We start from the raw sequence: 24910 nt of genomic DNA, 5'->3' as shown, positions 1-24910 counted from the left end.
GCAGTGCAATGTGAAATATTACTGACGTGCCCATGAGTAACCCCCCGGGCGTCAGTGACGCCTGCGACCTCATCGTCGTCGGAGCGGGAGTGGTCGGTGCCGCCTGCGCCTACTACGCCGCCCGCTCCGGCCTCACCGTCACCGTGCTCGACCGCGGCCCCGTCGCCGGCGGGACCACGGGCGCCGGCGAAGGCAACCTCCTGGTCTCCGACAAGGAACCCGGCCCGGAGCTCGAACTGGCCCTGCTCTCCACCCGGTTGTGGCAGGAGCTGGCGGCGGAGCTCCCGGCCGGGATCGAGTACGAGGCCAAGGGCGGCCTCGTCGTCGCCTCCGACGCCGCCGGCATGGCGGCGCTGCGGAAGTTCGCCGCCGCCCAGGCCGAGGCGGGCGTCACCGCCGAGGAGGTGTCCGCCGGCCGGCTCCACGACCTGGAGCCGCACCTGGCGCCGGGGCTCGGGGGCGGCTTCCACTACCCGCAGGACGCCCAGGTCCAGCCCGCCCTCGCCGCGGCCCACCTGCTGCGTGCCTCGGGCGCCAGGGTGCGCACCGGCGAGGAGGTCACCGCCGTCCTCACCGGTGCGCACGGCGAAGTGCGGGGCGTACGCACGGCCGCGGGTGACCTGCATGCACCGTACGTCGTCAACGCCGCCGGTACGTGGGGCGGTGAGGTGGCCCGGCTCGCCGGCGGGCACCTGCCCGTGCTGCCCCGCCGCGGCTTCGTGCTCGTCACCGAACCGCTGCCGCGCGTGGTGCGGCACAAGGTCTACGCGGCCGACTACGTCGCCGACGTGGCCAGCGGATCCGCCGCGCTCCAGACCTCCGCCGTGGTCGAGGGCACCCCGGCGGGCCCGGTCCTCATCGGCGCCAGCCGCGAGCGGGTCGGCTTCGACCGCACACTGCCGGTGGAGGTGCTCCGCCGCCTCGCCGCCCAGGCCACCGCGCTCTTCCCGGTGCTGGCGACGGTACGGGCCATCCGCACGTACGCCGGATTCCGCCCGTACCTGCCCGACCACCTGCCCGCCATCGGCCCCGACCCCCGCGTCCCCGGGCTGCTGCACGCCTGCGGCCACGAGGGCGCGGGCATCGGGCTCGCCCCGGCCACGGGCCTGACGATCGCCCGCCTGCTCACGGACGCCGAACCACCGGTCGACGTCACCCCTTTCCGCCCCGGACGCTTCGGCCCGGCAGCGTGAGCGCCGTGGCCTTGTGGATCCCGGCGCGGGAACCCGATGCCCTGCCGTCCCCGGCCAGCGGTCCGCTGGCGTTCCCCGAGAGGAGTCCCGCAGTGGACCGTACCCCCGCCGCTCTGGTCAGGGCGGAGCCAGGACCGGCCTTCGAGATCACCTTTGACGGCCGTACGGTCACCGCCCTGCCCGGCCAGTCCGTCGCCGCCGCCCTGTGGGGCGCGGGCATCCTCGCCTGGCGCACCACCCGGAACGGCGGCCGCCCGCGCGGCGCCTTCTGCGGCATCGGGCAGTGCTACGACTGCCTCGCCACCGTCAACGGACAGCCCAACCGACGGGCCTGCCTCGTACCCGCGCGGCCCGGCGACGCGGTCACCACCCAGGAGGGACACGGCCATGCCGGGCTCGCCGTCTGAACCGTACGAGCCTTCCGAGCCGTACGAGCCTTCCGAGTCGTACGAGTCCTTCGCCCCGTACTCCGATCCGTACGACCTCGCCGTGATCGGCGCCGGTCCCGCGGGCCTCGCGGGAGCCGTCACCGCCTGCGAACTCGGCCTGTCCGTCGCCGTCCTGGACGCCGCCCCGCACACCGGCGGCCAGTACTTCCGCCACCCGGCCCCGGCCCTGGGCGCCGCGCGCCCGCAGGCCCTGCACCACGACTGGACCGAGTTCACCACACTCCGCGGCCGCTTCGAGGCGAGCGAGGCCACGCACCTCGCACACCACCACGTCTGGACCGTCGCTCCGCCGGACGACGACGGCATATGGACCGTGCACGCCCTCACCGGACCCGACGCCCACGACGGCACCCCGGCCCGGATCCGGGCCCGTGCGGTCCTCCTCGCGACCGGCGCGTACGAGCGGCAACTCCCCTTCCCCGGCTGGACCCTGCCCGGCGTCATCGGCGCCGGCGGCGCCCAGGCCATGCTCAAGTCCGGGCTCGTGCTGCCCGGCCGGCGGATCGTCGTCGCGGGCAGCGGCCCCCTCCTGCTCGCCGTCGCCTCCTCGCTCGCCGCCGCGGGCGCCCGCGTCCCCGCCGTGGTCGAGGCCTCCGGCTACCTCGGCTACGCCCGCAGCCCGTACGTCCTCGCCACAAGCCCGCACAAGCTCCTCGAAGCAGCCGTCCACGGCTCCGCGCTGCTGCGTCACCGCACACCGCTGCGCACCCGCAGCGCCGTCACCGAAGTGCACGGCAGCGACCGCGTCGAGGCCGTCACCGTCTCCCGGCTCGACCGCGCCTGGCGGCCCGTGCCGGGCACGGGCCGCCGCATCACCTGCGACGCGCTGGCCGTGGGACACGGACTCGTGCCGCAGACGGAGCTCGCCACCGGACTGGGCTGCGCGACCCGCTCCACCCCCGACGGCACGCACGCCCTCGCCCTGGACGCCCTCCAGGAGACCTCGGTGCCCGGCCTGTGGGCCGCGGGCGAGACCGGCGGCACCGGCGGCTGGGACCTCGCCCGCACCGAGGGCGAACTGGCGGGCATCGCCGTGGCCGCCCGGCTGCGCGGCCTCCCGGCCCTCACCCGCAGCCGGCGCGCCCGGGCCCTGGCCCGCCGCCGCGACCGCCTGCGCGCCTTCGCCGACGCCATGGCCGCCGCCCACGCACCCGGTCCCGGCTGGACCGCCTGGCTCCCCGACGACACCGACGTCTGCCGCTGCGAGGAGGTCACCGCCGGCAGCATCCGCGGCGCGGCCGGCGCGCTCGGCGCCCGCGACGCCCGGACCGTCAAGCTCCTCACCCGGGCCGGCATGGGCTGGTGCCAGGGCCGGATGTGCGGAGCGGCCGTGGCGTGCCTCGCGGCGGAAGGCGGGCGAAGAGGCGGCACCGGCGGCAGCGCGGAGGGCGGTACAGCGCAGGGGACCGTACCGCCCTCCGCCGAACGCCGGCCCCTCGCCGTACCCGTGCCGCTCGGGGCCCTGGCCGAACTGCCGGAGGAGACCGGGCGGCGGCCCCGGACTCCCGGCTGACGAGCCGACGAGCCGACGGGCCCACGGGCCGACGGGCCGGCCGGCCTTGAAACACCGACCGATCGCATCACGAAGGGCTACGGACATGACCACCACCGCCTCCTGGACCACCGACCGCCCCTGGCGCGGCATCATGGTCGCGACCGCGCTCCCGCTGCGCGCGGACCTCTCCGTCGACCACGACGCCTACGCCGCACACGTCCGCCACCTCCTGGACAACGGCTGCGACGGCGTCGTCCCCAACGGCTCCCTCGGCGAATACCAGACCCTCACCCCGGAGGAGCGCGCCCGCGTGGTGCGCACCGCCGTCGAGGCCGCCGGCGACCCGGCTCGGGTGATGCCCGGCGTCGCCGCCTACGGCAGCGCCGAGGCCCGCCGCTGGGCCGAGCAGGCCGCCGAGGCCGGCTGCGGCTCCGTCCTGCTGCTCCCGCCCAACGCCTACCGCGCCGGCGAGCAGGCGGTACGCGCCCACTACGCGGACGTCGCCCGCGCCGGAATACCCGTCGTCGCCTACAACAACCCCCTCGACACCAAGGTCGACCTGACCCCCGGCCTGCTCGCCCGGCTGCACGCCGACGGCAGCATCGTGGCCGTCAAGGAGTTCAGCGGCGACGTCCGGCGCGCCTACGAGATCGCCGAACTCGCCCCCGACCTCGACCTGCTGATCGGCGCCGACGACGTCCTCCTGGAGCTCGCCACCGCGGGCGCCGCCGGCTGGATCGCCGGCTACCCCAACGCCTTCCCCGCCACCTGCGCCGCCCTCTACCGCGCCGCCGTCGCCGGTGACCTGCCGACGGCCCTGCCGCTCTACCGCTCGCTGCACCCCCTGCTGCGCTGGGACTCCAGGACGGAGTTCGTGCAGGCCATCAAGCTCTCCATGGACCTCACCGGACGCCACGGCGGCCCCACCCGGCCGCCGCGCCTGCCGCTCGCGGGCGAGGCGGAGGCCGCGGTGCGCGCCGCCACGGAGAAGGCCGTCGCCGACGGCCACCACTGACCCGGCTCCCTCTTTCCCCCTGTCCGGCAGAGCCGAAAGGAACGGACGTCCGTGCGAACCCGCCACATCTTCCATGCCGTCGACTCGCACACCGAGGGCATGCCCACGCGCGTCATCACCGGTGGCGTCGGCGTGATCCCCGGCGCCACCATGGCCGAGCGCCGGCTCCACTTCATCGAGCACATGGACCACGTCCGCACGCTCCTGATGTACGAGCCGCGCGGCCACGCCTCCATGAGCGGCGCGATCCTCCAGCCCCCCACCCGGCCCGACGCGGACTACGGCGTCCTCTACATCGAGGTCTCCGGGGTGCTGCCCATGTGCGGGCACGGCACCATCGGGGTCGCGACCGTGCTCGTCGAGACCGGCATGGTGCCCGTCACCGAGCCCGTCACCACCGTGCGCCTCGACACCCCCGCCGGCCTGATCACCGTCGACGTGCAGGTGGAGGACGGCGCCGCCAAGGCCGTCACGCTCACCAACGTGCCCTCCTTCTGCCTCGGCCTCGACCGCAAGGCGGACGTGCCGGGATACGGGACGGTCACCTACGACCTCGCCTTCGGCGGCAACTTCTACGCCTTCGTCGAACTCGGCGCCCTGGGGCTGCCCTTCGACCGCGACCGCAAGGACGACCTGCTCGCCGCCGGGCTCGCCGTCATGGACGCGATCAACGCCTCGCCCGACCGGCCCGTCCACCCCGAGCACCCCGAGATCAACGGCCTCAAGCACGTCTACCTCGCGGCCCCCGGCTCGGACGCCCGCCGCTCCCGGCACGCCATGGCCATCCACCCCGGCTGGTTCGACCGGTCCCCCTGCGGCACCGGCACCTCCGCCCGCATGGCACAGCTGCACGCCCGCGGCGCGCTCCCGCTGGAGCGCGACTTCGTCAACGAGTCCTTCATCGGCACCCGGTTCACCGGCCGCCTGGTGGGGGAGACGCAGGTCGCGGGCCTCCCGGCGGTCGTGCCCGCCGTCACCGGGCGCGCCTGGATCACCGGCACCGCCCAGTACTTCCTCAACCCGGACGACCCCTTCCCCGGAGGATTCCTCCTGTGACCGCCAAGCCGACCGGCCCCTTCGCATCCGCCGAACCCGGCACCCCCCTCGTCTCCGTCAACCCGGCCGACCCCGCCGACGTCGTCACCGAGATCGCCGCGCCCGGCGCCCCGGCCGCCGTCGAGGCCGTCGAACGGGCCCGCGCCGCCCAGCCCGGCTGGGCCCGCGCCGGGGCCGCCGCCCGCTCCACGGCGCTCGGGGCCGTCGCCTCGGCCGTCGAGGCCGCGGCCGCGGAACTGGCCGCCCTCGCCGTGCGCGAGACGGGCAAACCCCTCGCCGAGGCGCGGGCCGAGGTCGCGCGGACGGCCGCGATCTGGCGGTACTACGCCCAGGCCCCCTACGAAGCGGCCGGCACGGTCCACGAGACGGCCGCCGGCCCCGGGCTGCTGCTGACCCGCCGCCGCCCGCACGGCGTCGCCGGCCTGATCACGCCCTGGAACTTCCCCTTCGCCATCCCGGCGTGGAAGGCCGCACCGGCGCTGGCGGTGGGCAACACGGTCGTCCTCAAGCCGGCGCCCGAGGCCACCGCCTGCGCCCGCCGCCTGGCCGCACTCGTCCAAGCGGCCGTGCCCGAGGACGTGTTCACGGTGGTGACCGGTGGCGCGACGGAAGGCGCGGCCGTCGTCTCGGCCGCCGACGTCGTCTCCTTCACCGGCTCCACCGCGGCAGGCGGCACCGTCGCCCGGGCGGCCGCCGCCCGCGGCGTCCCCGTCCAGGCCGAGACGGGCGGGCTGAACGCGGCGATCGTCCTGCCCGACGCCGACATCGGGCGGGCCGCCGCCCACATCGCCGCCGCCCTCGCCGGCTACGCGGGGCAGAAGTGCACCGCCACCAGCCGCGTGATCGCCGTCGGCGCCGCCCTCGACCCGCTCCGCGAAGCCCTCGCGGAGGCGGTGCGCGCACTGCCCGTGGGCGACCCGGGCGACCCCGCGACGGTGTGCGGCCCCCTCATCTCGGGCCGGGCCCGCGACCGCTTCGACCAAGCGCTGTCCGGCGTCCCCGTCCTCGCCGCGGGCGGCACCGTGGACGGCCCGGGCTGGTACGCGGCCCCCACGCTCGCCGAGAAGGTGCCGGACGGCCACCCGCTGCTCACCGAAGAGGTCTTCGCGCCCGTCGCCGCCCTGCTGCCCGCGGACGACCTCCCGCACGCCGTACGGATCAGCAACGCGGTCCCGTACGGGCTGGTGACGTCCGTCCACACCGCCGGCCTGGAGGCGGTGCTGGAGGGTCTCGACCACCTCGACACCGGCATGATCCGCATCAACGCGCCGTCCACCGGCGCCGACTTCCACGTGCCGTTCGGCGGCACCAAGGCCTCCAGCCACGGGCCCCGCGAACAGGGCCGCGCCGTACTGGACTTCTACACCTCCAGCCGCACCTACACCCTCGCCCCCTGAGCAAGATGTGACATTGTACGCTGGTGGTCCAGTCCATCGGGGCACGAAAGGGACACCATGGGCCACCTCAAGCAGCGCAACCTCATCACCGCCACCGAGCGGCTGCGCGATCAGGTCGCCCACGCCCTGCGCGCCGCCCTCATCTCCGGCGAACTCCGCCCCGGCGAGGTCTACTCCGCACCGCAGCTCGCGGAGGACTTCGGCATCTCCGCGACCCCGGTGCGCGAGGCCATGCTCGACCTCGCCCGCGAGGGCCTGGTCGAGCCGGTCCGCAACAAGGGCTTCCGGGTCACCGAGGTCAACGAGCGCGACCTCGACCAGTACACCGAGATCCGCACGCTCATCGAGGTCCCCATGACCGGGCGGATCACCCGCACCGCGGCGCGCGAGGACCTCGAAGCGCTCCGCCCGGTCGCCGAGGAGATCGTGCGCGCCGCCCGCGACCACGACCTCATCGGCTATCTGGAGGCCGACCGGCAGTTCCACCTCACGCTGCTGGCCCTCTCCGGCAACGAACGCCTCGTCGAGACGGTCGGCGACCTGCGCAAGCGCTCGCGCCTGTACGGGCTGACCGCGCTCGACGAGCGCGGCGACCTCATCCCCTCCGCCGAGGAACACCTCGAACTCCTGGAGCTGATGCTCGCGGGCGACGCCAAGGGCGCCGAGAAGTGCATGGCCCGCCACCTCGGCCACGTGCGCTCCCTGTGGGCGCAGGGCAGCGACAAGGGCTAGGCCCGCCCTCCGCCTTCGGTCAGTTCTCCACCGTTCGGACCTGCGGCGGATGGCCGTTCCAGGTGACGAACAGCGACGTCGTCCTCGTGCCGGACATGAAGTCCACCCGGATCCAGGCGCTCTGCTTCCACACGCGCATCTGCCAGCCCTCGTCCGGCGTCGCCGAGACGAGCGCGGCCGAGGACTCGCCCAGGTCGAAGACCGCCCGCCCGCCCCGGACGGGGAAGCTCTTCACCTCGCCGTTGTCGCCGGGCGGCGGCGTCGACGGGGCGTCAGATCGAGAGGAGGCCGAGGGGGAGGGCGCAGCGCTCCTCGGAGCCGGCGGGGAAGGGGACGGCCGCTCCCGGCCGCTCGGCGGGGGAGCCGACCCACGCGCCGCCGGTTCGAGCGGTGGCGTCGTGCCGGAGATCGGCAGCGCGCGCGGCGGCTCGTAGGCCGTGCCCGTCAGGACGGTCCGCACCCCGTACCAGGACACCGCCATGGCCGCCGTCGTCGCCAGCACCCACGCCAGGGCCTGCATGATTCCTCGCCTCACCTGGCTCATGGTGCCTCACCCGTATGGCGTACGGTGCGGCCCATGGCAAGACTGCTCGTAGTCGAGGACGATCCGTTCGTGCGCTCCGCCCTCATCCGGGAGCTGACCGAGGCCGCGCACACCGTACGCAGCGTCGGGACCGCTCTCGAAGCGCTGCGCGAAGTCGCCCAGGTCGGCTTCGACCTCGTCATCCTCGACCTCGGCCTGCCGGACCTCGACGGGGCGCAGGCCCTGAAGATGCTGCGCGGCATCACCGACGTGCCCGTCATCGTCGCCACCGCGCGCGACGACGAAGCGGAGATCATCCGGCTGCTCACCGACGGCGCCGACGACTACCTCGTCAAACCCTTCTCCGTGGCGCACCTGACCGCGCGCATGGCCGCCGTCCTGCGCCGCACGGGCAGGGGCGGCGGCGCGGCGGGCGACCCGGCGCCTTCCGGGGCCCTGCGCGTCGGCGGGCTGGCCGTCGACCCGCTGCGCCGCATCGCCGAACTGGACGGCGCCGCCCTGGATCTGACCCGGCGTGAGTTCGACCTGCTCGCCTACCTGGCCGGCCGCCCCGGCGTCGTCGTGCCCCGCAAGGAGCTCCTCGCCGAGGTCTGGCAGCAGTCCTACGGCGACGACCAGACCATCGACGTGCACCTGTCGTGGCTGCGCCGCAAGCTCGGCGAGACGGCCGCCAGCCCGCGCTACCTGCACACCGTGCGCGGGGTCGGGGTGAAGCTGGAACAGCCCCCGGCGGAACCGGCATGAGATGGGCGCTCGTCAGGGTGTCCCTGGCCGTCACGGTCATGGTGGTGCTGGCCTTCGCCGTGCCCCTCGGACTGGTCGTCAGGGAACTCGCCCGCGACCGCGCCTTCGCCGACGCCGAACGGCAGGCCGCCCAGATCCGGCCCGCGCTCGCCATCACCACCGACCGCGACCAGCTGGAACGCGCCGTCGCCAGCTCCCAGGCCGGCGGGGACGAGCGGATGGCCGTCCACGTACCGGGCGACGGCGCCGCGCGCCGCGGAACAGACACCAGCAGCCGCGACGCCGGCTCCGCGCCCGCGCGCGAGGCCTTCGGCATCGGCCGCAGCCGGGCCGACCCGCGCGACGTGGAGACCGCCCGCCGCGGCCGCTCCGCCGTCACCTCCGTGCCCGGCGGCTACGCCCTGCTCCAGCCGACGGCCCTGAGCACCGGCGAGTTCGCGGTCGTCGAGGTCTACGTGCCGCACCGCGCGGTCACCAACGGCGTCACCACGTCCTGGGCGATCCTCGCCGCCGTGGGCCTCGGCCTCGTCGTCGGATCCGTCGCCCTCGCCGACCGCCTCGGCCTGCGCCTCGTACGCCCGGCGGAGCGGCTCGCACGGGCCGCCGCCGAGCTGGGGGAGGGGAAGCTGGGCGTGCGCGTCCGCGAGGGCGGGCCGGCCGAACTGCGTGCCGCGGCCGTCGCGTTCAACTCCATGGCCGACAAGATCGTGCAGCTCCTCGCCGCCGAACGCGAACTCGCCGCCGACCTCTCGCACCGCCTCCGCACCCCCCTCACCGTCCTCCGCCTCAACGCCGCGTCCCTCGGCGACGGCCCCGCCGCCGACCAGACCCGCGCCGCCGTCGCCCAGCTGGAACGCGAGGTCGACCAGCTCATCCGCGCCGCCCGCGAGCAGGGCGAGCAGAAGGAGCGGCCCCCGCTCGGCTGCGACGCCTGCGAAGTGATCCGCGACCGCATGGACTTCTGGTCCGCGCTCGCCGAGGACGAGGGGCGCGCGGCCGGGCTCGCCGGCGTCGACGCGACCGTACGCGTCCCCGTCTCCCGCCCCGAACTCGTCGCCGCGCTCGACGCGATGCTCGGCAACGTCTTCCGGCACACCCCGGAAGGCACCGCCTTCGCCGTGGACGTCCACCGCAGCGAGGACGCCGTGATCGTCCTCGTCTCCGACGCGGGCCCCGGCATCGCGGACCCCGACGCCGCGCTGCGCCGCGGCCACGGCGACGGAGGGCCCGGCTCCACCGGGCTCGGCCTGGACATCGTGCGCCGGGTCGCCGAGTCCACGGGCGGCGACGTACGCATCGGCCGGTCGGTGCTCGGCGGCACGGAGGTGCGGGTGTGGCTCGCGCTGGACGGCGGGGACGGGCCGCGGCGCCGCGCGCGCCGCCGCCGGGTGCGGCGCGGCCGGGCCCGGCATTAACGCCCGCCCATGCGTTCCTTAAGGGGGCCATAAGAAGCCGGTCCCCGAGGGTGGTTGGGGGATTTGCCCGGTTCGCTCTCGCTAGCGTGCCGCCTGTACCCACCCCCCAAGTGAGAACAGGCAGGCACGCGATGGGTTCCTCCGCACACCGCCGGCGAGTCGGCCGCACGGCACGGCTCGCCGGCATCGGGGCCGCCGCGGCGCTCGCGACCGGCGCCGCGTTCACCCTCACCGGCACGGCACAGGCCACGACCGTCGGCGCGGCCTTCTCCACCACCGGCTCCTGGTCCGGCGGCTACACCGGGCAGTACGTCCTCACCAACGGCACCGGCAAGGAACTGACCGGCTGGAAGCTGACGTTCGACCTTCCCGAGGGCGCGAAGATCACGTCCCTGTGGAACGGCAAGCACACCGTCAGCGGCCGCGGCGTCACCGTCGAGCCGGAGAGCTGGAACGGGACCATCGCCCCGGGCGCTTCCGTGACCGTCGGCTTCGTGGCCACCGGCGCCGCGGCCGGCGCCGCCCCGGCCAACTGCCGGATCAACGGAGCCAAGTGCTCGACGGACAAGGACCCCGGCCCGCAGCCGACCGGGCCGAGTCCCTCTCATCCGGCACCGAGCCCCTCCCGCCCCGGCCCGACCGGGGGCACCCCCGCCCCCGGCGGCGCGAAGGCCGCGTTCGCCCCGTACGTCGACACCCTCCTCCACCCCTCGTACGACCTCCTGGCCACCGCCGGGAAGACGGGCGTCAAGGACTTCACCCTCGCCTTCGTCACCGCCGGCGGCGGCTGCACCCCCAAGTGGGGCGGTGTCAGCGACCTCGACAGCAATCCCGTCGCCCAGCAGATCGGCCGGCTGCGCGAGGCGGGCGGCGACGTACGCGTCTCCTTCGGCGGCGCCGCCGGGTCCGAACTGGGCCTCGCCTGCTCCTCCGCCGGCGACCTCGCCGCCGCGTACGGAAAGGTCGTGGACGCCTACAAGCTCACCAAGGTCGACTTCGACATCGAAGGCAGCGCTCTGCCGAACACCGCCGCCAACACGCGCCGCGCCCAGGCCATTGCGCAGTTGCAGAAGAGCCATCCCGGCCTCGACGTCTCCTTCACGCTCCCGGTGATGCCCACGGGCCTCACCCAGGACGGCGTCGACCTCGTCGGGAACGCCAAGAAGAACGGCGTGTCCGTCTCCACGGTCAACATCATGGCCATGGACTACGGCTCGTCCTTCACCGGCGACATGGGGCAGTACGCGATCGACGCCGCCACGGCCACGCAGGCCCAGGTCAAGGGCGTGCTGGGGCTGAGCGACGCGGCCGCGTGGAAGGCCGTCGCGGTCACCCCGATGATCGGCGTCAACGACGTGGCCAGCGAGGTGTTCAAGACCGATGACGCGGATCAGCTCGTGAAGTTCGCCCGCTCCAAGGGCCTCGGGTGGTTCTCCATGTGGTCCGCCACGCGCGACAAGCAGTGCCCGGGCGGTGCGCAGAACTCCGCGTCCGCCACCTGTAGCTCCGTCCTCCAGGACGAATTCGCCTTCACCAGGGCCTTCGGCGCCTTCAAGGGCTGAGCGCTTCCCGTTCCCCCCTTCAGATTCCCCCCACCCCCCACATTTCCCCCCACATCTCCCCCCACCGATGAAGACGATGAAGGAGACACCCCCATGCCCACGCGCCGCAAGGCTGCCCGCATCTCCGCACTCGGCATCGCCCCCCTCACCCTCGGCCTCGCCCTCACCGGGCTGGCCGCCGGGCCGGCCGCCGCGCACGGCTCCATGACGGATCCGGTCAGCCGGGTCTCCGCCTGTTTCGCCGAGGGCCCGGAGCACCCGCGCTCGGCGGCCTGCAAGGCGATGGTCGCGGCCGGCGGCACGCAACCGCTCTACGACTGGAACGAGGTCAACATCGGCACCGCCGCCGGCCGCCACCGCCAGATCATCCCGGACGGCAAGCTGTGCAGCGCCGGACGCGACAAGTACAAGGGGCTGGACGCGGCCCGCGCCGACTGGCCGGGGACGAAGCTCGCCCCGGGCAAGCACACCTTCACGTACCGGGCGACCGCCGCGCACCGCGGCACGTTCGAGCTGTACGTCACCAAGGACGGATACGATCCGCGGAAGCCGCTGAAGTGGTCGGACCTGGAGGCGAAGCCCTTCGCCAAGGTCACGAACCCGGCGCTGAAGAACGGGAGCTACGTCTTCGACGGGACGGTCCCGAAGAAGTCCGGCCGCCACCTCGTCTACAGCATCTGGCAGCGCTCGGACAGCCCCGAGGCGTTCTACACCTGCTCCGACGTGGACTTCGGCGGGAAGCCGGCGGCGGCGAAGGCCGCTGCCGCCGCCCCCGCCGCGTCCGCACCGAGCGAGGCGCAGATCAGCCAGGAGGCCGCCAAGTCGACCGTCGATCACGGCGGGCACGGGGGTGACGGCCCGGGCGAGGAGGGACACGAGGGCGCGCACGCCGAGAACGCGCACGCCATGGGCGGGCACGAGCCGCAGGCCGCGGTGAAGGGCGAGGGCGACGGCGCCCCCTCCGCCCAGGGCGGGCGGCTGGCCGAGACCGGCGGCGACAGCCGCACGGCGATGCTGGCCGTCGCCGGCGCCGGGACCCTGGCGGCCGGTTCGGCCGTCTTGTTCCTGACCATGCGGCGGCGCGCGGCCCGGAGCCGCGCTTGAGCATCTGACGGCTGCCTCGCGCAGACATGAACACGGTCAGCAGTCGTAGGACTGCTGACCGTGTTCCTGTGGGCGTGCTCAGCTCTGGGTGTTGAGGAAGCCGATGACGACGGCGCCCCACCAGCAGATCTGGGAGACGAGCGCGGTGGCTCCGCCCCAGGCGAGGATGCCCGTCGAGGGGGAGGCGGAGGTCTGCTCGGCCATGCGCCGGTTGAGGAGGCCCGCCTGCAGGCCGTTGAGGCTGAGGACGAGGACCATCACCAGCTTGACAGCGGTGAGGGTGGCGGAGGGGTTGGGGTGGAGCAGCATGCCGCTCGCGACGAGGCCCACGAGTCCGGCCCAGATGGGCGCGTGCAGGCGGCCCGCGCTGCCGAGGGCCTCGCGGAGGGTGCAGCGGCCGGTCATCCACAGGAGTCCGTAGTAGTCGGCGACGAGCACGGCGCCGAAGCCGAGCACGAGGCTGGCCAGGTGGACGAAGAGCGCGGCGGTGTGGAGCGTCGCGTCGGCCTGGAGGTGCACGGATATCCACACGGAGACGGCCCAGGCCCCGCAGATCGCCACTCCGGCTGCGGCGACCGTCCACCAGGAGTCGTAGAGGGCCAGAGGCTTCGCGTGCCGGGCACCCGACGAGGGGGCGACGGCGCGGACGGGGCCTCGTGGATGGACGACGGACAGGGGCGGTTCGGACGGCAGAGCGGACACGCGATTCTCCAAACGCAGACCCTTACGGCGGTAAGGCTGACTCATTACTGGGTCATGGAAATTTCCCCGGGAAGCGGGCTTAAGTGCGGGATAAGCCTGAACACTCCGGTAGGGAAATGGCAAGCTTTGCAGGTCACGGCCGTATTCGCGCTCAATTCCGGCCGGGGTTGCCGGTAATTGATCAATATCCGCGGTCCGGCTGACGCTGCGCTCGGGATCACTCGCTCCCCGTCACCCTCGCGTCCCGCCGATGTGAGGCCGCCCATGAGGCCTGGATCACTTACTAAGGGTCTTAGTGGTCGAAATGCCGAACGGTAAAGGCTGAGCGGCCGTGGCCGGTCCATTCAATGAATGCCGGTAGTAGGTCACAGTGCTTGTCAGGGGTTTTGGCCGCCGCTAACAATTGCGGAGTCGCTGGGCGCCGTCGACCGAGAAACGGCGCTTCGTTATTGCGCCGCTTCAGGGCCGGGCGACATCCGCGATCGGAAGGTTCAGCTCTCTCATGCGCTCCACCATCTCCCGCTATAACCGTCTCCCGAAGATTCACAAGTTCTCCGTTGCCGGCCTTGCCGCGACCGGTGCCGCCGTCGTCGCGGTGGCCGTCGCCCCGCACGCTTTCGCCGCCGGCACCGCTTCCGCTGCTTCGGTGAAGCCGGTGGCGTGGAGCGCCGAGTCCTTCGGTGAGACGCAGCAGGGTGCGCTGGAGGCGCAGACCGCCGCCGCGGTCACGGCTGCCAAGGCCGACGCCGGCAAGGCGCAGGCCGACAAGGCGCGTGCCGAGAAGCAGGCCGCCAACCGGTCCACCGAGCGCAAGGCCCTCGCGGCCAAGCCCGCCGCGGCTGCCAAGCCCGCCGCCCCGGCCGCCAAGCCTGCCGCTCCGGTGAAGAAGGCTTACGCGAACGACGTGGACGGCTGGATCAGCGAGGCTCTGGACATCCTGCGTGCGAAGGGCATCCCCGCCTCCTACGAGGGCATCAAGAAGAACGTGATGCGTGAGTCGACCGGTAACCCGCGGGCGATCAACGGCTGGGACGTCAACGCCGCCAACGGTGTGCCGTCGAAGGGCCTGCTCCAGATGATCGACCCGACGTTCAAGGCGTACCACGTCGAGGGCACGTCCTGGGACATCTACGACCCGGTCGCCAACATCACCGCCGCCTGCAACTACGCCGCCGACAAGTACGGCTCGATGGACAACGTCAACTCCGCGTACTGATCCGGAGCCGACAGCAGACAGCTGAACACCATCGCGAGGGCGGTGGCACCCCGGAACGCAACCCGGGGCGCCACCGCCCTTCGCGCGTTCGTGCTGGCGGTGCTGGGCCTGTTGCTGGAGCAGGCCTCGTACCCGTACCAGATGCTCGCCGAGCTGTGGCAGCGCAGTGACAGCCACGCGGTCGCCATCACGCGCGGCACGCTCTACAACACCGTCGCCGCCCTCAAAGAGGCGGGGTGGATGGCCGTTCAGGGCCGGCAGCGCTCGGGAAACCGTCCGGAGCGGACCGTCTACGCGCTCACGGAGGCGGGACGCGAAGAACTCGTACGACGGCTGGACGGCCGGATCCGTAACCCCGAGCGGGAGTTCACCCGCTTCCTCGGAGCCGTCACCTACCTCGGCGCGCTCGGTCCGGACGGTACCGTGGCAGCCCTCACCGAGCGGGCGCAGCGGCTCCGGCAGCGCACGGCGGCCGACGAGGAGCGCCTGGCTTCCGCACGGGCGGCCGGCGGGGCCCTTCGCCGCGCCCTGCTCGAAACCCGGTCGAGAGGAATCGCCCCATGACGCCGACAGTGCACGACGGAATGCTCTTCGGGATATACCCGGGCGGTGTCGCCGGTGACGACACCGGAGGCCTGGCAGCAGGCCCGCCCGACGACCCGTCCCGCATCACCGCCGCGCTCGACCTGCTCCAGGGGAGGCCCGGCCGCCCCTTCCTCGTCCGCGCCTACACCCGCTTCAACGACACCACCGCGCTCGGCCGCCCTCATGCCACGTCCGCGCCGGCCGACGCGGCCCGGTACGCCGTGCGGGGCCGCCGCCTGGATCTCGTCGCCCAGTACCAGTCCGCCGCCGGTGACATCGAGGGCTACTGCGCCTTCCTTCGCGAACTGGTCGAGCAGTACGGGGCCGTCACGAGCACCCTGCAAGTGACGGAAGAGCCGAACATGACGTCGATGCCCACCCTGGACGGCGCCTACCCCGGCGTGCAGGAGGCGATCGTCCGCGGGGTGACCGCGGCCAAGGAGCGCGCACGCGCCCTCGGGCACACCCACCTGCGGGTCGGCTTCAACACCACCCCGCTCTTCGGGCCGGCCGCCTCCTTCGTCACCGACCTGACCCGCCGGGCAGGCGACGCCTTCCTCGCCGACCTGGACTACGTCGGCCTGGACTTCTTCCCCGACGTCTTCCGGCCCGTCGCCGCGCCCGCCCTCCCGGACGCCGTCGAGGGGCTGCTGCGCCACCACCGCCGTACGGTCCTGGACCCTGCCGGCCTCGGGCACCTGCCCCTGCACATCACGGAGAACGGCTGGCCCACCGGCCCCGGCAGGCCCGTCCACCGGCAGGCCGAAGTCGTCGAGACCGTGGTCGGAGTGGTCGCCGCCCAGGTCGGGACGCTCGGACTGAGCGGCTACACGCACTTCGCCCTGCGCGACGCCGACAGTGAGCAGCCCGGCCTGTTCCACCGGTTCGGGCTCATGACCGACGACTACGCGCCCAAGCCCGCCTTCTCCGCCTTCGCCGGACTCGTCGAACGCTTCGGCTGAAAGCCGGGGACGGGGTGTCCGGTTCCGGGCTTGGAGGCCCTGTGAAGAGCGTGGAGAATCCGCACCGTCACGTCACGCCATGCATCTCAAGTCACATCAGTGAGGAGAAGTCATGCGCTCGGTGAAATCCCCGGTGAAGTCGGTGAAGTCGGTGAAGGCAGCCCTCGCGCTCGGCGTCGCGGCGCTCGCCGCGGCCGGAAGCCTCGCCGCGCCCGCCACCGCAGCCGCGCCCGCCACCCACTCCGGCGGCAAGGCCATGACCTGGACGCTGATGGCGGACGGCCCCAGCGGGACCGTGCAGGTCGGCGGCGGCGCCCTGAGCAACCCGTACCAGGGCGACACCGCCACGACCACGGCCCTGCCCGTGCTCTGCCTCAGGATCGACGGCCGGGCCGCCCCCGCCGGCATCACCCCCGGCTTCTACGCGGGCTGGGCCCGCGGAGCCGTCGCCGCCACCAACCCGATCCGCGGCACCCGCCTGACCAGCCGCGCCGCCGCCGACGGCGTCTGCGCGAACACCTTCGGCGAGGGCTGGCGCATGGCCGAGTTCCACGACGGCAGATACGGCCCCAACCTGGAGAGCTCGGGAGGCTGGAGCTTCTGGGCCTACGGTGACGTCCCCGCCGGCACGCGCTTCTGGACGGCCATCAACGACCAGCCGGCCAACCCCTGGAACAACTGACCGCCCCCGTCCCGGCCCCCGCCCTGCCGGGGGCCGGGCAACCGGCCGGGCGGATTACGCGCGCCATGCTCTGGGGATGCGGCGGGCGGATGGGGCGTGGTGTTCGGCCCATCCTCGTATGGAGCGGTACAGGGTGGGCAGGATGGGGTCCACCCTGTGCGTCACCTCGAACGGGTCGGTCATCGACAAGTAGCCTTGGTAGGCCTGGAAGGCCGTGACGCGCAGCAGCTGCGCCCGGTCCAAGTGCTCCCGCGCGAACGGCAGGTAGAACCGGTTCCACTGGCTCACCGACACGTAGGGCAGCGGCTGGAGCGCCGGCACGCCGTTGTCCGCGCGCCAGTCGTTGAGGGCGGACAGGATCGTGTCGAAGACCTCCGCGACGCGCGGGGCGCCGTCGCCGCGGCCCAGCACCGAGAGCCTGATCCCGTCGGGCCGGTCCCCTTCCACCAGCTTCCGGACGTGCCCGGCGATGTCGTCGGTGCTGACGATGTCCATGTACGCGCTCTCGTCGCCGACCAGCGCGGGGACGGCCCCGGTGCACAGCGAGGACGGCAGCCAGAAGAAGCCGCTGTAGCGGTCCAGGGAGCCGTCCCGGCGCGTGCCCATCACGATCGGGAAACGGACTACGTCCGCCGACGCGGACTCGGCGGCGATCAGCCGCTCGCCGGCTGCCTTGGACCACTCGTACGTGTTGCGGTAGGCGTCCGGCGACGTGGGCTCCACGCTGCCCGTCAGCCCGGTCGCGTAGGACGACGACAGATGGACGAGGCGGACGTCATCGCCCATCCACTTCAGCAGGGCGCGCAGCGGAGCCACGTTCGCCGCCTCCGCTTCCGCGGCCGAGAGGTTCCAGCGGGTGTCGGCCGCACAGTGGACCACCGCGTGCCAGGGGCCGCGCAGCGCTTCCGGGGGCTCCTCGGCGCCGATCCGCCAGGCGAACTGGCGGGAGCCGGAGCCGCCGCGGTTGCTCACCCCGTACACGTCGTGGCCCGCCGCGGCCAGCCGGCACAGGACCGCGCCGCCGACCGCGCCGGTGGCACCCGTGACGAGAATGCGTGCGGGGGGAGTCACGAGACGACGAGCCGCCTCTCGATCGCCCGGAGCATCTGCTCGGAGTTCTCCCGCAGCGCCTTCGTGGCGACCGGGTTGAGCATGTCGGCAAGGAGCGGGATGCCGATCTCGAAGTCGACCGAGAACGTCACGAGGGACGCGCCCCGGCCCTGCGGGTCCACCCGCCAGTAGCCGGTGAACCGGTCCAGGTCCCCCGAGATCTGATCGAACGTCATCGTGCGGGACGGCTCGTCGAGCTGATCCTCCTCGACCCACTCCAGCACCGAGCCCTTGAGAAGCACCGACCACTCGCTCACGCGCTTGCCGTGCGACTCGCCCCGCACCGTCACGGACTCGACGTTGTCCATGTAGGCCGCATAGTCCTCCAGGCGCGTGACGGCGCGCCACGTCTCTTCGACCGGTGCCTCGATCCGCAGGTTCACTTCGACTTGGGGCATGGCGGGTGCTCTCCTCTTGGGACGGTTCTCTCGGCGTGCGGTCCGGTTCGGAGGGTGCGGACGGTGCGGACCGCTCAGCCGGCCGGGTCGAAGCTGATCTCACGTCCTGTGCAGTGGTCCCCGACGACCTGGTCGCAGACGAGCAGGCTCGGCGGATGGTGGTGCGCGGCCAGGGAGTCGACGAGGAGCCGCGCCGCGGGGTGCCCCCGGGTGTACAGGCGACTCCCGATCACCGGGGTGACGGCCGACGTGACGCGGTCCCGTACGTCGCTGAGAGTGGCGCGCAGTGCGATCGCCGCGGCCAGGGCCGCGCGGCCACGGAGGACGCCGTCCTCGAAGTCCCGGCCGAGCTGGCGGCAGGCACCGCCGAGCGTCAGCACCTCCCGGGTCGCGCGGCCCAGGAGGGCGACGCGCGGACCGTACTGGCCGGAACCGGTCACCTGCGTGAAGGCCAGGTCGAGAAGGGCGCTGAGCACGCCGTGGTAGGTGGCGCTCAGCAGCACCGAGAACCAGACCATCCCGGAGATCACGTTGTCGTCGATGACGTCGGCCGGTCCGCGGTGGAAGACGAGACGGTCATCGAGCTCCACGTCCCGGAGCACGATCTTGGCCGTGTCCGAGCCGGTCATGCCCAGGGACGGCCAGTCGCCCTCCACCGTGAGCCCGGGGGAGGCGGCGGGACAGAGGGCGAGGATCGTCTCGTCCGTCGCCTCGACGCGGGCCGTCAGGCACACCAGGGTGGCGCTGGACGCCAGTGAGCAGGGGTACTTGACCCCGGAGACCAGATAGCCCTTGCCGGTCTCGACCGCCGACGACCGGCTGCTCATGAAGTTGGGGCTGCCGCCCGGCTCCGCGAATGCGGACGCGACGAGGGCGTGCGATCCGGCCATGCCCTCCAGCAGCATCCAGCTGGTGTCCCGGTGACGCCGCCAGTAGTCGGCCATCAGCCCCACGGTGAACGAGTGCATGTTCAGGGCGATGGCGACGGACGGGTCGGCGGCTCCCAGGGCGCGCTGCGCGGAGGCCACTTCGACCAGGTCGGCGCCGCCGCCGCCGAACTCCCGGGGGATGCCCAGCGCGGCGAAGCCGCTCGCCGCCACCTGCCGTATCCGGTCCGGGCCCGAGGCGCCGTCCGGCGCGGGGTCCGGCACCCAGCCGGCACGCCAGCCGGAGGCGAGCAGTGCCGCATGGGGCGGCTGCTCCCGATCTGCGGGCTTGCCCATGCTCAGGTGCTCCTCTCGTGGACCGGACGGGCCGGGGACGACGGTTGGTCCGGATGCGGCGGCTGACCGGGACACAGCGGCTGACCGGGTGGATCCGGCACCGGGCCACCACCATCGCGGCTCCGCCGCCGGGCACATGTGCACACCAGTGCCTGATCCTTCCCGGCAAGGCCGGCCGGCAGCGGCCGGGCCTGCGCCGACAGCTGCCTGAGCAGCCGCGCCGACGCCCGGCGACTGCGGCAGCGCAGGACCGGGGCGGAGCAGGATGCCAGCACGGGACGCATCCTGCGCAGCTCGCGGCACCGGAAGCCGGCGGCCTTGCGGACGAGGGCGGTCAGGCTGCGTACCGGGGGGTCGTCCGCCGCCAGCCCGGCCGGCACGTAGTCCCGGGGCCGGCGCCCCCGCAGCGCGTCCCGGCGCAGCCGCAGAGAGCGGCGTACGAGAGCGCCCGCGCACAGCCAGGGGTGCCGGTCGAGCAGGATCACGGTGTCCGCCTGCTCGACGCGCTGCCGCACGGTGCCGGCGAAGTTGCCGTCGATGATCCAGCGCGGTCCGGCGGCGAGCCGCTCCACCGTCCGCTCCCACTCCTGCGCAGGAGGCCTGCGCCAGCCCGCTCGCCAGTACAGGTCGTCGAGGTGGATCAGCGGCAGCCCCGTACCGGCCGCGAGGGCGTGGCTGAAGGTCGACTTTCCGCTGCCGGGGCTGCCCAGCACCACGATCCTGTGCGGCACGGCGCGCGTCATCGCGGGGCCGCCGGGCCGGTCATCAGCGCGGCCACCTTCCGCATCGCGGGCGCATCCGCGAGGGAGACCCGCAGGCACCCCTCCAGCCCCGGGAGGCCGTCGAGCGGGCGGATACGAACGTCGTGCTCGTCCAGATGGCGTGTCATCCGCCCGGGCAGGGAGCGGTCGCCGGTCCGGAACGTCACGTAGTTGCCGCCGGGGTCGAGAGCCTGCCACCCCGGGTGCCCCGCGCGCACCTCCCGGATGAATTCGGCACGCACGGCCCGTACGTCGCGCCATACGTCCGCGAACCGGTCGTGGTCCTGTAGAAGGGCGTGCAGCAGCGCCAGCGCCGTGGCCGAGACCGTGCTGTCCGGCCGGAACCGCGACAGGTAGGACACCAGCGCCGGTGAGCCGAACACGGCGGCGATGCGCGCCCCGGCGAGCCCGAAGGTCTTGGAGTACGAGCGGACGACCAGCAGGTGCGGTGACGCGGCGACGAGCGGGACATGGGTGATGCCGGTGAAGGCGCCGTAGCACTCGTCGACGACGAGCAGATGGCCCGCGCGCCGCGCCAGCCCGGCCGTCTCGCGGATCTCCTCCGGTGCCAGGGCGAGTCCCGACGGGCTCGCCGGGTTGGTGACCACCACCACCGCCGGGGGGTGGTCCGCCATGGTGGCGTGCAGCCCGGCCGGGTCGAGGCGGGACGCCCCGGCATCCGGTGCGGCGCAGCCCGTGACGGGCACGGCGCGCAGGGCCGCGTAGTAGCGCCAGCTCTCGAACGCCGGCTCGTGCAGGATCAGGCCTCCCGCGCCGCCGGCCGCGAGGGCGTCCACGACGAGGCCGACGGCGCAGTCGGAGCCGGCGGTGAGCAGGATGCCGGACGGGTCGTGGCCGTGATAGCCGCCGAGTGCGGCCAGCAGGGCCTGCTGGTAGGGGTAGTGCATCAGGTCCGCGACGGTGAGCCGGCGGGCCGCCGCGCGGACGAGTTCGGCGGCCGCGGGGTGGCGCAGTTCGCAGCTCTTCAGGTTCAGGACCCCGGGCCGCTGCCGCCGGGGCTCCCACGGCAGGTCCCATACGGCCCGCCGGGTGGGGAACGGCACGGCGCTCGCCGACGTCGCGCCCGGCGGGGCGCTCATACCCTGCTCCGGGCCGCGGCCACGACGGGGATCTGCTCGTGTACGGACGTCACCCGGGTCTCGCGGCCGAACAGGAAGTCGTAGAGCCCGTCGTCCGGCGCGTGGCCGGGGTCGGCGATCAGGTGCCGGTTGAACCTGCTGATCTCCAGCGGCGTCATGGCGGGAGTCATGTCGTGCAGCCGTGTGTACATCGTGGGGCGGAAGCGCGCGCCGACCCGCTCCACCAGTTCCCGGGTGCGTCGCGCCCCCTCCGGCCCGGTGCCGGGCAGGCCGATGATCACGAAGGCATTGAGTTCGATGCCCGCCCCGGCGCACTGCTCCGCGAGCTCCCGGAACCGCTCCTCCTCGATCCGCTTGGCCCGGGGCAGCGCGCCATGACCGTCGGGTTCGAGGGTTTCCAGGCCCACGGAGATGCGCACGCAGCCCGCTCTGCCCATCAGCTCCACGAGGCCGGCGTCGAGGTGATGGACCGTCGTGGCGCACTTCCACCGCGGCGACACGGGGCCGGCCAGGAACCGTTCGCACAGCTCGCGGACCCACCGCTTGTCGAGCGTGAACGTAGGCGCGTAGAAGGAGACGTACTCGAACGGCAGGGCGCTCAGGCATTCCTCGATGTACGCGACGACGGCGTCGGTGGACAGCCGCCGCTCGCGGAGCCCGAAGATCTCGTGCACCTCGCAGAACTCGCAGCCGATGGGGCAGCCGCGGGCCGCCGGGACCACCAGTTCCCGGCGGAAGGGGATGCCGCAGAACTTGTCCTCGTCCCGCGCGTAGAGCCGGTCGTAATGCTCGTACGGGATCTCCCGGACGTCGGGCAGCGTCCACTCCGCGGGAGGCAGGCTGTCCCCGTCGCGCGACGGCGGCTGCCATTGCTCCCCATGGCGTACGGCGACGCCGGGCAGCGCGCGGTGGGGTGTGCCCGCGGCGAGCGCGCGGACGTAGTGGGCGACGCCCGCCTCGTAGTCGCCGGACCGCACGATCGCGTCCAGTCCGTACCGCTGGAAGAAGCCGGGGTTCATGCTGCTCAGGCGGCCGAAGGTGATCAGCCGGCTGTCCGGGGACAGTTCGCGGGCGTAGGCCGTGAACCGCTCGAAGCCGTCGATGGCGTCGAAGTCGTTCATCATCGCGATGACGTCGTACCGGCCCTGGTGGAGGAGGTCGCCGACCGCCTTCCAGTGCGTGTTCAGCACGCCGGCGTCCCGTACGTCGACCCGTTCCACCGCCGGCAGCCGGCGCAGGTGACCGGCCGTCATGTACAGCGGGGTGTGGTGGCCGGCGTTGAAGTAACCGGGGACGTGGGGAGGCCAGATGACCAGGACTCTCACAGGGGGCTCCTTCGGCATGGTGCACAGAGGAGGGCGGAGGGCCGCGCGTCGCGGCGCGTCGCCGTGAAACGCTATCCGCGGACGACCGGCCGGTGAGCGGGTGTTCCTCTGGGCGGAACGGTTTTCCGGCCTGTCACAGGTCCGCGCGTCACGGATGCACGCGGCACGGATCCGTGCGTCACAGGCTCAGCAGCGTGTAGAGCCCGGCGAACCGGGGGCGGGCGGGATCCACCGGGACCACCTCCCAGCCGAGCCGGCGGGCCGGGACGATGTCGTTGGCGTCGGAGTCGCCGACCATGATCCTGCGCCGGAAGGGGCCGGCCGAGATCAGCTCGAAGGCGCGCGCGTCCGGCTTCTTCGGTCCTCCGTCGGCGGTGAACAGAGCGCGGTCGAAGACCTCGGGGACCTTGAGATCGCGCAGGAGGCGGCGCATCAGGTTGCCGGGAAGGTAGCAGTTCGACATCAGGCGGACCGCGTGGCCGGCCGCGGCGGTGCGCCGCAGGGCGTCGGCGGCCGGCTCGCACAGCTCGTACCGGTCGTCGTCCTCGCACCCGAGAGCCCGCCACAGGGCCCGGTCGACGTCTTCCGCCGGGCGGACCACTCCCCGTTCCCCCAGGGCGGTGACCAGCAGGTCGCGGGTCCCCGGCTGGACGGCGGCCTTGTCGACGAGCGCGGTGTACAGCGTGGTGAACACCGTCTCCACGACCTCCCCGGCCAGCCGCCGGTCCAGGGCGAGCACGTCGGCGACCGCCCGTGCGAAGTCGTCCGGGCCCGGCATGGGGCGCCGCTCGGTGACGACCGTGCCGAAGCAGTCGAAGACCACCACTGTCCCGCCGCCGGCCGTGCCGCCCCGGGAATCCGCCTTCTGAGCCGTTTTACGATCCATCTCCCGACCCGTCTCTTGACCCGTCTCTCGATCCGTCATGACCACGAGACCTTCTGGTGCTCGAAGCGGAAGAAGACCAGCGTCACGGCGGAGAAGCCGGCGGAGAAGCCCAGCAGGACCACCACCGGCAGCAGCACCGCGCCGGCTCCGCCCCCGTCGATGACGACCGACGTGAAGCCGCGCATGGCCCAGTAGCTGGGCACCGCGGGCGCCAGCGGGCGCGCCCAGTCCGGCAGGGCGGACAGCGGCGTCAGCGCACCGCCGAGGCCCGCGAACAACAGCGCCGCGAGGTTGGCGAACACGGCCTGCTGGGAGACCGTGCGGCAGAGCGACACGAGCGCCATGCCGAACATGACCACGCACAGTGCCAGTGCCGCCCCGACCGCGACGAGCGCCGGCCACGAGCCGGTGATCCGCAGGTCGTACAGGAGCCCGCCGGCGAGAAACACCACCGCGAGTTGCAGTACGGCGATGCCCAGCGGGACGACGACACGGCCGGCGACGACCTCGCCGGGCCGGGCGAGGCTCGCCCGGAGCCGGTCCCAGGTCTTCCAGCCGTGCTCCCGGAAGACCGCGAAGCCGACCAGGTTCACCAGGAAGAAGGTGAACATGACGGCCATGCCGGGCACCGCCTGCTCCGCACCTGTGGCGCCCTCCACCCGGTCCGCCCTGAGCGCTGTACGGAACAGCGGCTGCATGAAGCCCATGAGCAGCAGGGGCATGACGGTACGGACGATCAGGGGGGCCGGGTCGCGCAGTTGGAGCCGGATGTCCTGGCGGATCAGTGCGGCGATCCGCCCGGGCGCACCGTCACGCATGGGGTTCCTCCTCCGTGGCCGCGTCGTACCGGCGTCCTGTGACCCGCAAGAACACGCTGTCCAGGCTCGGCTGGACGATCCGCAGGTTGACCAGCTCCCCGGCCGCCTCGCCCAGGGACTCCATCACCCGGGGCACCGCCAGGTGCGGCTGCTCCACAGTCACCGACAGGACCCGGCCGTCCCGCGCCACGGGCCAGGGCAGGAGCAGGTCGGGCGGTCCTCCGGAGAAGGTGAGCTCGACGCCGCTGCCGCCGTACTGCCGCACCAGCTCCTTCAGCGTGCCGCGGGCGGCCATGCGGCCGTCGCTGAGCACGGCGACGGAGCCGTCGAGGGACTCCACTTCGGGCAGGTAATGCGTCGAGTAGCAGACGGCGGTGCCCTCGGCGGCCATGGTGCGGACCATCTCCAGCAGCTGTTCACGGGTCTGCACGTCGAC

At 73.3% G+C, this 24910-nt stretch carries 25 protein-coding genes and 1 pseudogene; 15 read left to right on the top strand and 11 right to left on the bottom strand.

Annotation, left to right across the window (positions count from 1 at the left end; genetic code table 11):
- The first annotated feature begins 32 nt into the window (after positions 1-32).
- The 7 genes from PS271_RS00130 to PS271_RS00100 all read left to right on the top strand — a co-directional run bounded on the left by PS271_RS00130 (position 33) and on the right by PS271_RS00100 (position 7337).
- Entirely contained in the window at positions 33-1193 is a 1161-nt protein-coding gene (locus PS271_RS00130; protein WP_398378909.1) for an NAD(P)/FAD-dependent oxidoreductase, read from the top strand.
- A 92-nt stretch (positions 1194-1285) separates the two neighbouring features.
- Complete coding sequence (locus PS271_RS00125; protein ID WP_398378907.1) at positions 1286-1600, top strand: (2Fe-2S)-binding protein; 315 nt, start codon at positions 1286-1288, stop codon at positions 1598-1600.
- Entirely contained in the window at positions 1581-3155 is a 1575-nt protein-coding gene (locus PS271_RS00120) for an FAD-dependent oxidoreductase (protein ID WP_398378905.1), read from the top strand. Before PS271_RS00125 ends, PS271_RS00120 begins: the two co-directional genes overlap by 20 nt.
- Before the next feature lie 85 nt (positions 3156-3240).
- Positions 3241-4152, top strand: a complete 912-nt coding sequence (locus tag PS271_RS00115) for a dihydrodipicolinate synthase family protein (RefSeq protein WP_398378903.1) — start codon at positions 3241-3243, stop codon at positions 4150-4152.
- Between the two features lie 51 nt (positions 4153-4203).
- Entirely contained in the window at positions 4204-5208 is a 1005-nt protein-coding gene (locus PS271_RS00110) for a proline racemase family protein (protein WP_398378901.1), read from the top strand.
- Positions 5205-6605, top strand: coding sequence for an aldehyde dehydrogenase family protein (locus PS271_RS00105; RefSeq protein WP_398378899.1), 1401 nt, complete (start codon positions 5205-5207; stop codon positions 6603-6605). The genes PS271_RS00110 and PS271_RS00105 overlap by 4 nt, the downstream gene beginning before the upstream one ends.
- A 57-nt stretch (positions 6606-6662) precedes the next feature.
- Entirely contained in the window at positions 6663-7337 is a 675-nt protein-coding gene (locus PS271_RS00100; protein WP_398378897.1) for a GntR family transcriptional regulator, read from the top strand.
- 19 nt (positions 7338-7356) lie between these two features.
- Here the strand turns inward: PS271_RS00100 and PS271_RS00095 are convergent, their stop codons facing one another.
- The gene (locus PS271_RS00095) at positions 7357-7881 is read right to left on the bottom strand and encodes a hypothetical protein (protein ID WP_398378895.1); all 525 of its coding nucleotides are present in this window, start codon (positions 7879-7881) and stop codon (positions 7357-7359) included.
- 33 nt (positions 7882-7914) lie between these two features.
- Here PS271_RS00095 and PS271_RS00090 point away from each other — a divergent pair, with 33 nt between their 5' ends.
- From PS271_RS00090 to PS271_RS00075, 4 genes are all read left to right on the top strand, one after another.
- A complete protein-coding gene (locus PS271_RS00090; RefSeq protein WP_356282669.1) occupies positions 7915-8625 on the top strand; it encodes a response regulator transcription factor in 711 nt (236 codons plus the stop codon).
- On the top strand, positions 8622-10040 hold the full coding sequence (locus tag PS271_RS00085; RefSeq protein ID WP_398378892.1) for a sensor histidine kinase: 1419 nt from the start codon (positions 8622-8624) through the stop codon (positions 10038-10040). Before PS271_RS00090 ends, PS271_RS00085 begins: the two co-directional genes overlap by 4 nt.
- A gap of 131 nt (positions 10041-10171) precedes the next feature.
- On the top strand, positions 10172-11602 hold the full coding sequence (locus PS271_RS00080; protein WP_398378890.1) for a glycoside hydrolase family 18 protein: 1431 nt from the start codon (positions 10172-10174) through the stop codon (positions 11600-11602).
- A 93-nt stretch (positions 11603-11695) separates the two neighbouring features.
- Positions 11696-12706 (top strand): lytic polysaccharide monooxygenase auxiliary activity family 9 protein, encoded by a 1011-nt coding sequence (locus PS271_RS00075; protein WP_398378888.1) that lies wholly within the window; start codon positions 11696-11698, stop codon positions 12704-12706.
- A gap of 78 nt (positions 12707-12784) precedes the next feature.
- Here the strand turns inward: PS271_RS00075 and PS271_RS00070 are convergent, their stop codons facing one another.
- Positions 12785-13408, bottom strand: a complete 624-nt coding sequence (locus PS271_RS00070; RefSeq protein ID WP_398378886.1) for a hypothetical protein — start codon at positions 13406-13408, stop codon at positions 12785-12787.
- A 502-nt stretch (positions 13409-13910) separates the two neighbouring features.
- Here PS271_RS00070 and PS271_RS00065 point away from each other — a divergent pair.
- The 4 genes from PS271_RS00065 (at position 13911) to PS271_RS00050 (ending at position 16853) form a co-directional block, all read left to right on the top strand.
- Positions 13911-14624 (top strand): transglycosylase SLT domain-containing protein, encoded by a 714-nt coding sequence (locus PS271_RS00065; RefSeq protein WP_398378884.1) that lies wholly within the window; start codon positions 13911-13913, stop codon positions 14622-14624.
- A gap of 42 nt (positions 14625-14666) precedes the next feature.
- Complete coding sequence (locus PS271_RS00060; protein ID WP_398378882.1) at positions 14667-15188, top strand: PadR family transcriptional regulator; 522 nt, start codon at positions 14667-14669, stop codon at positions 15186-15188.
- Complete coding sequence (locus PS271_RS00055; protein ID WP_398378880.1) at positions 15185-16171, top strand: hypothetical protein; 987 nt, start codon at positions 15185-15187, stop codon at positions 16169-16171. The genes PS271_RS00060 and PS271_RS00055 overlap by 4 nt, the downstream gene beginning before the upstream one ends.
- A gap of 112 nt (positions 16172-16283) precedes the next feature.
- Positions 16284-16853 carry a hypothetical protein gene (locus PS271_RS00050; protein WP_398378878.1) on the top strand — a complete coding sequence of 190 codons (570 nt, stop codon included), beginning with the start codon at positions 16284-16286 and terminating at the stop codon, positions 16851-16853.
- A 54-nt stretch (positions 16854-16907) separates the two neighbouring features.
- On the opposite strand, the gene PS271_RS00045 is transcribed toward PS271_RS00050, so the two are convergent.
- The 9 genes and pseudogenes from PS271_RS00045 to PS271_RS00005 form a co-directional block, all read right to left on the bottom strand.
- The gene (locus PS271_RS00045) at positions 16908-17924 is read right to left on the bottom strand and encodes an NAD-dependent epimerase/dehydratase family protein (RefSeq protein ID WP_398378876.1); all 1017 of its coding nucleotides are present in this window, start codon (positions 17922-17924) and stop codon (positions 16908-16910) included.
- Positions 17921-18361: a type II toxin-antitoxin system RatA family toxin gene (locus PS271_RS00040; RefSeq protein ID WP_398378874.1), complete on the bottom strand. Its 441-nt coding sequence runs from the start codon at positions 18359-18361 to the stop codon at positions 17921-17923. Before PS271_RS00040 ends, PS271_RS00045 begins: the two co-directional genes overlap by 4 nt.
- A 74-nt stretch (positions 18362-18435) precedes the next feature.
- The gene (locus tag PS271_RS00035) at positions 18436-19584 is read right to left on the bottom strand and encodes an acyl-CoA dehydrogenase family protein (protein WP_398378872.1); all 1149 of its coding nucleotides are present in this window, start codon (positions 19582-19584) and stop codon (positions 18436-18438) included.
- 2 nt (positions 19585-19586) lie between these two features.
- Positions 19587-20315: a P-loop NTPase family protein gene (locus PS271_RS00030; RefSeq protein WP_398378870.1), complete on the bottom strand. Its 729-nt coding sequence runs from the start codon at positions 20313-20315 to the stop codon at positions 19587-19589.
- A gap of 8 nt (positions 20316-20323) precedes the next feature.
- A complete protein-coding gene (locus PS271_RS00025; protein ID WP_398378868.1) occupies positions 20324-21445 on the bottom strand; it encodes an aminotransferase class I/II-fold pyridoxal phosphate-dependent enzyme in 1122 nt (373 codons plus the stop codon).
- Positions 21442-22770: a B12-binding domain-containing radical SAM protein gene (locus PS271_RS00020; protein ID WP_398378866.1), complete on the bottom strand. Its 1329-nt coding sequence runs from the start codon at positions 22768-22770 to the stop codon at positions 21442-21444. The genes PS271_RS00025 and PS271_RS00020 overlap by 4 nt, the downstream gene beginning before the upstream one ends.
- A 178-nt stretch (positions 22771-22948) precedes the next feature.
- Positions 22949-23656 (bottom strand): HAD family hydrolase, encoded by a 708-nt coding sequence (locus PS271_RS00015; RefSeq protein ID WP_398378864.1) that lies wholly within the window; start codon positions 23654-23656, stop codon positions 22949-22951.
- Positions 23657-23691: 35 nt separating this feature from the next.
- Entirely contained in the window at positions 23692-24474 is a 783-nt protein-coding gene (locus PS271_RS00010) for an ABC transporter permease (RefSeq protein WP_398378861.1), read from the bottom strand.
- A pseudogene (locus tag PS271_RS00005) lies at positions 24467-24910 on the bottom strand (ABC transporter ATP-binding protein); the annotation flags it as partial. The pseudogene PS271_RS00005 and the gene PS271_RS00010, both read right to left, overlap by 8 nt.

The sequence above is a fragment of the Streptomyces sp. SCA2-17 genome, assembly GCF_044336695.1.
This window is presented reverse-complemented; position numbering and strand designations above follow the sequence as displayed.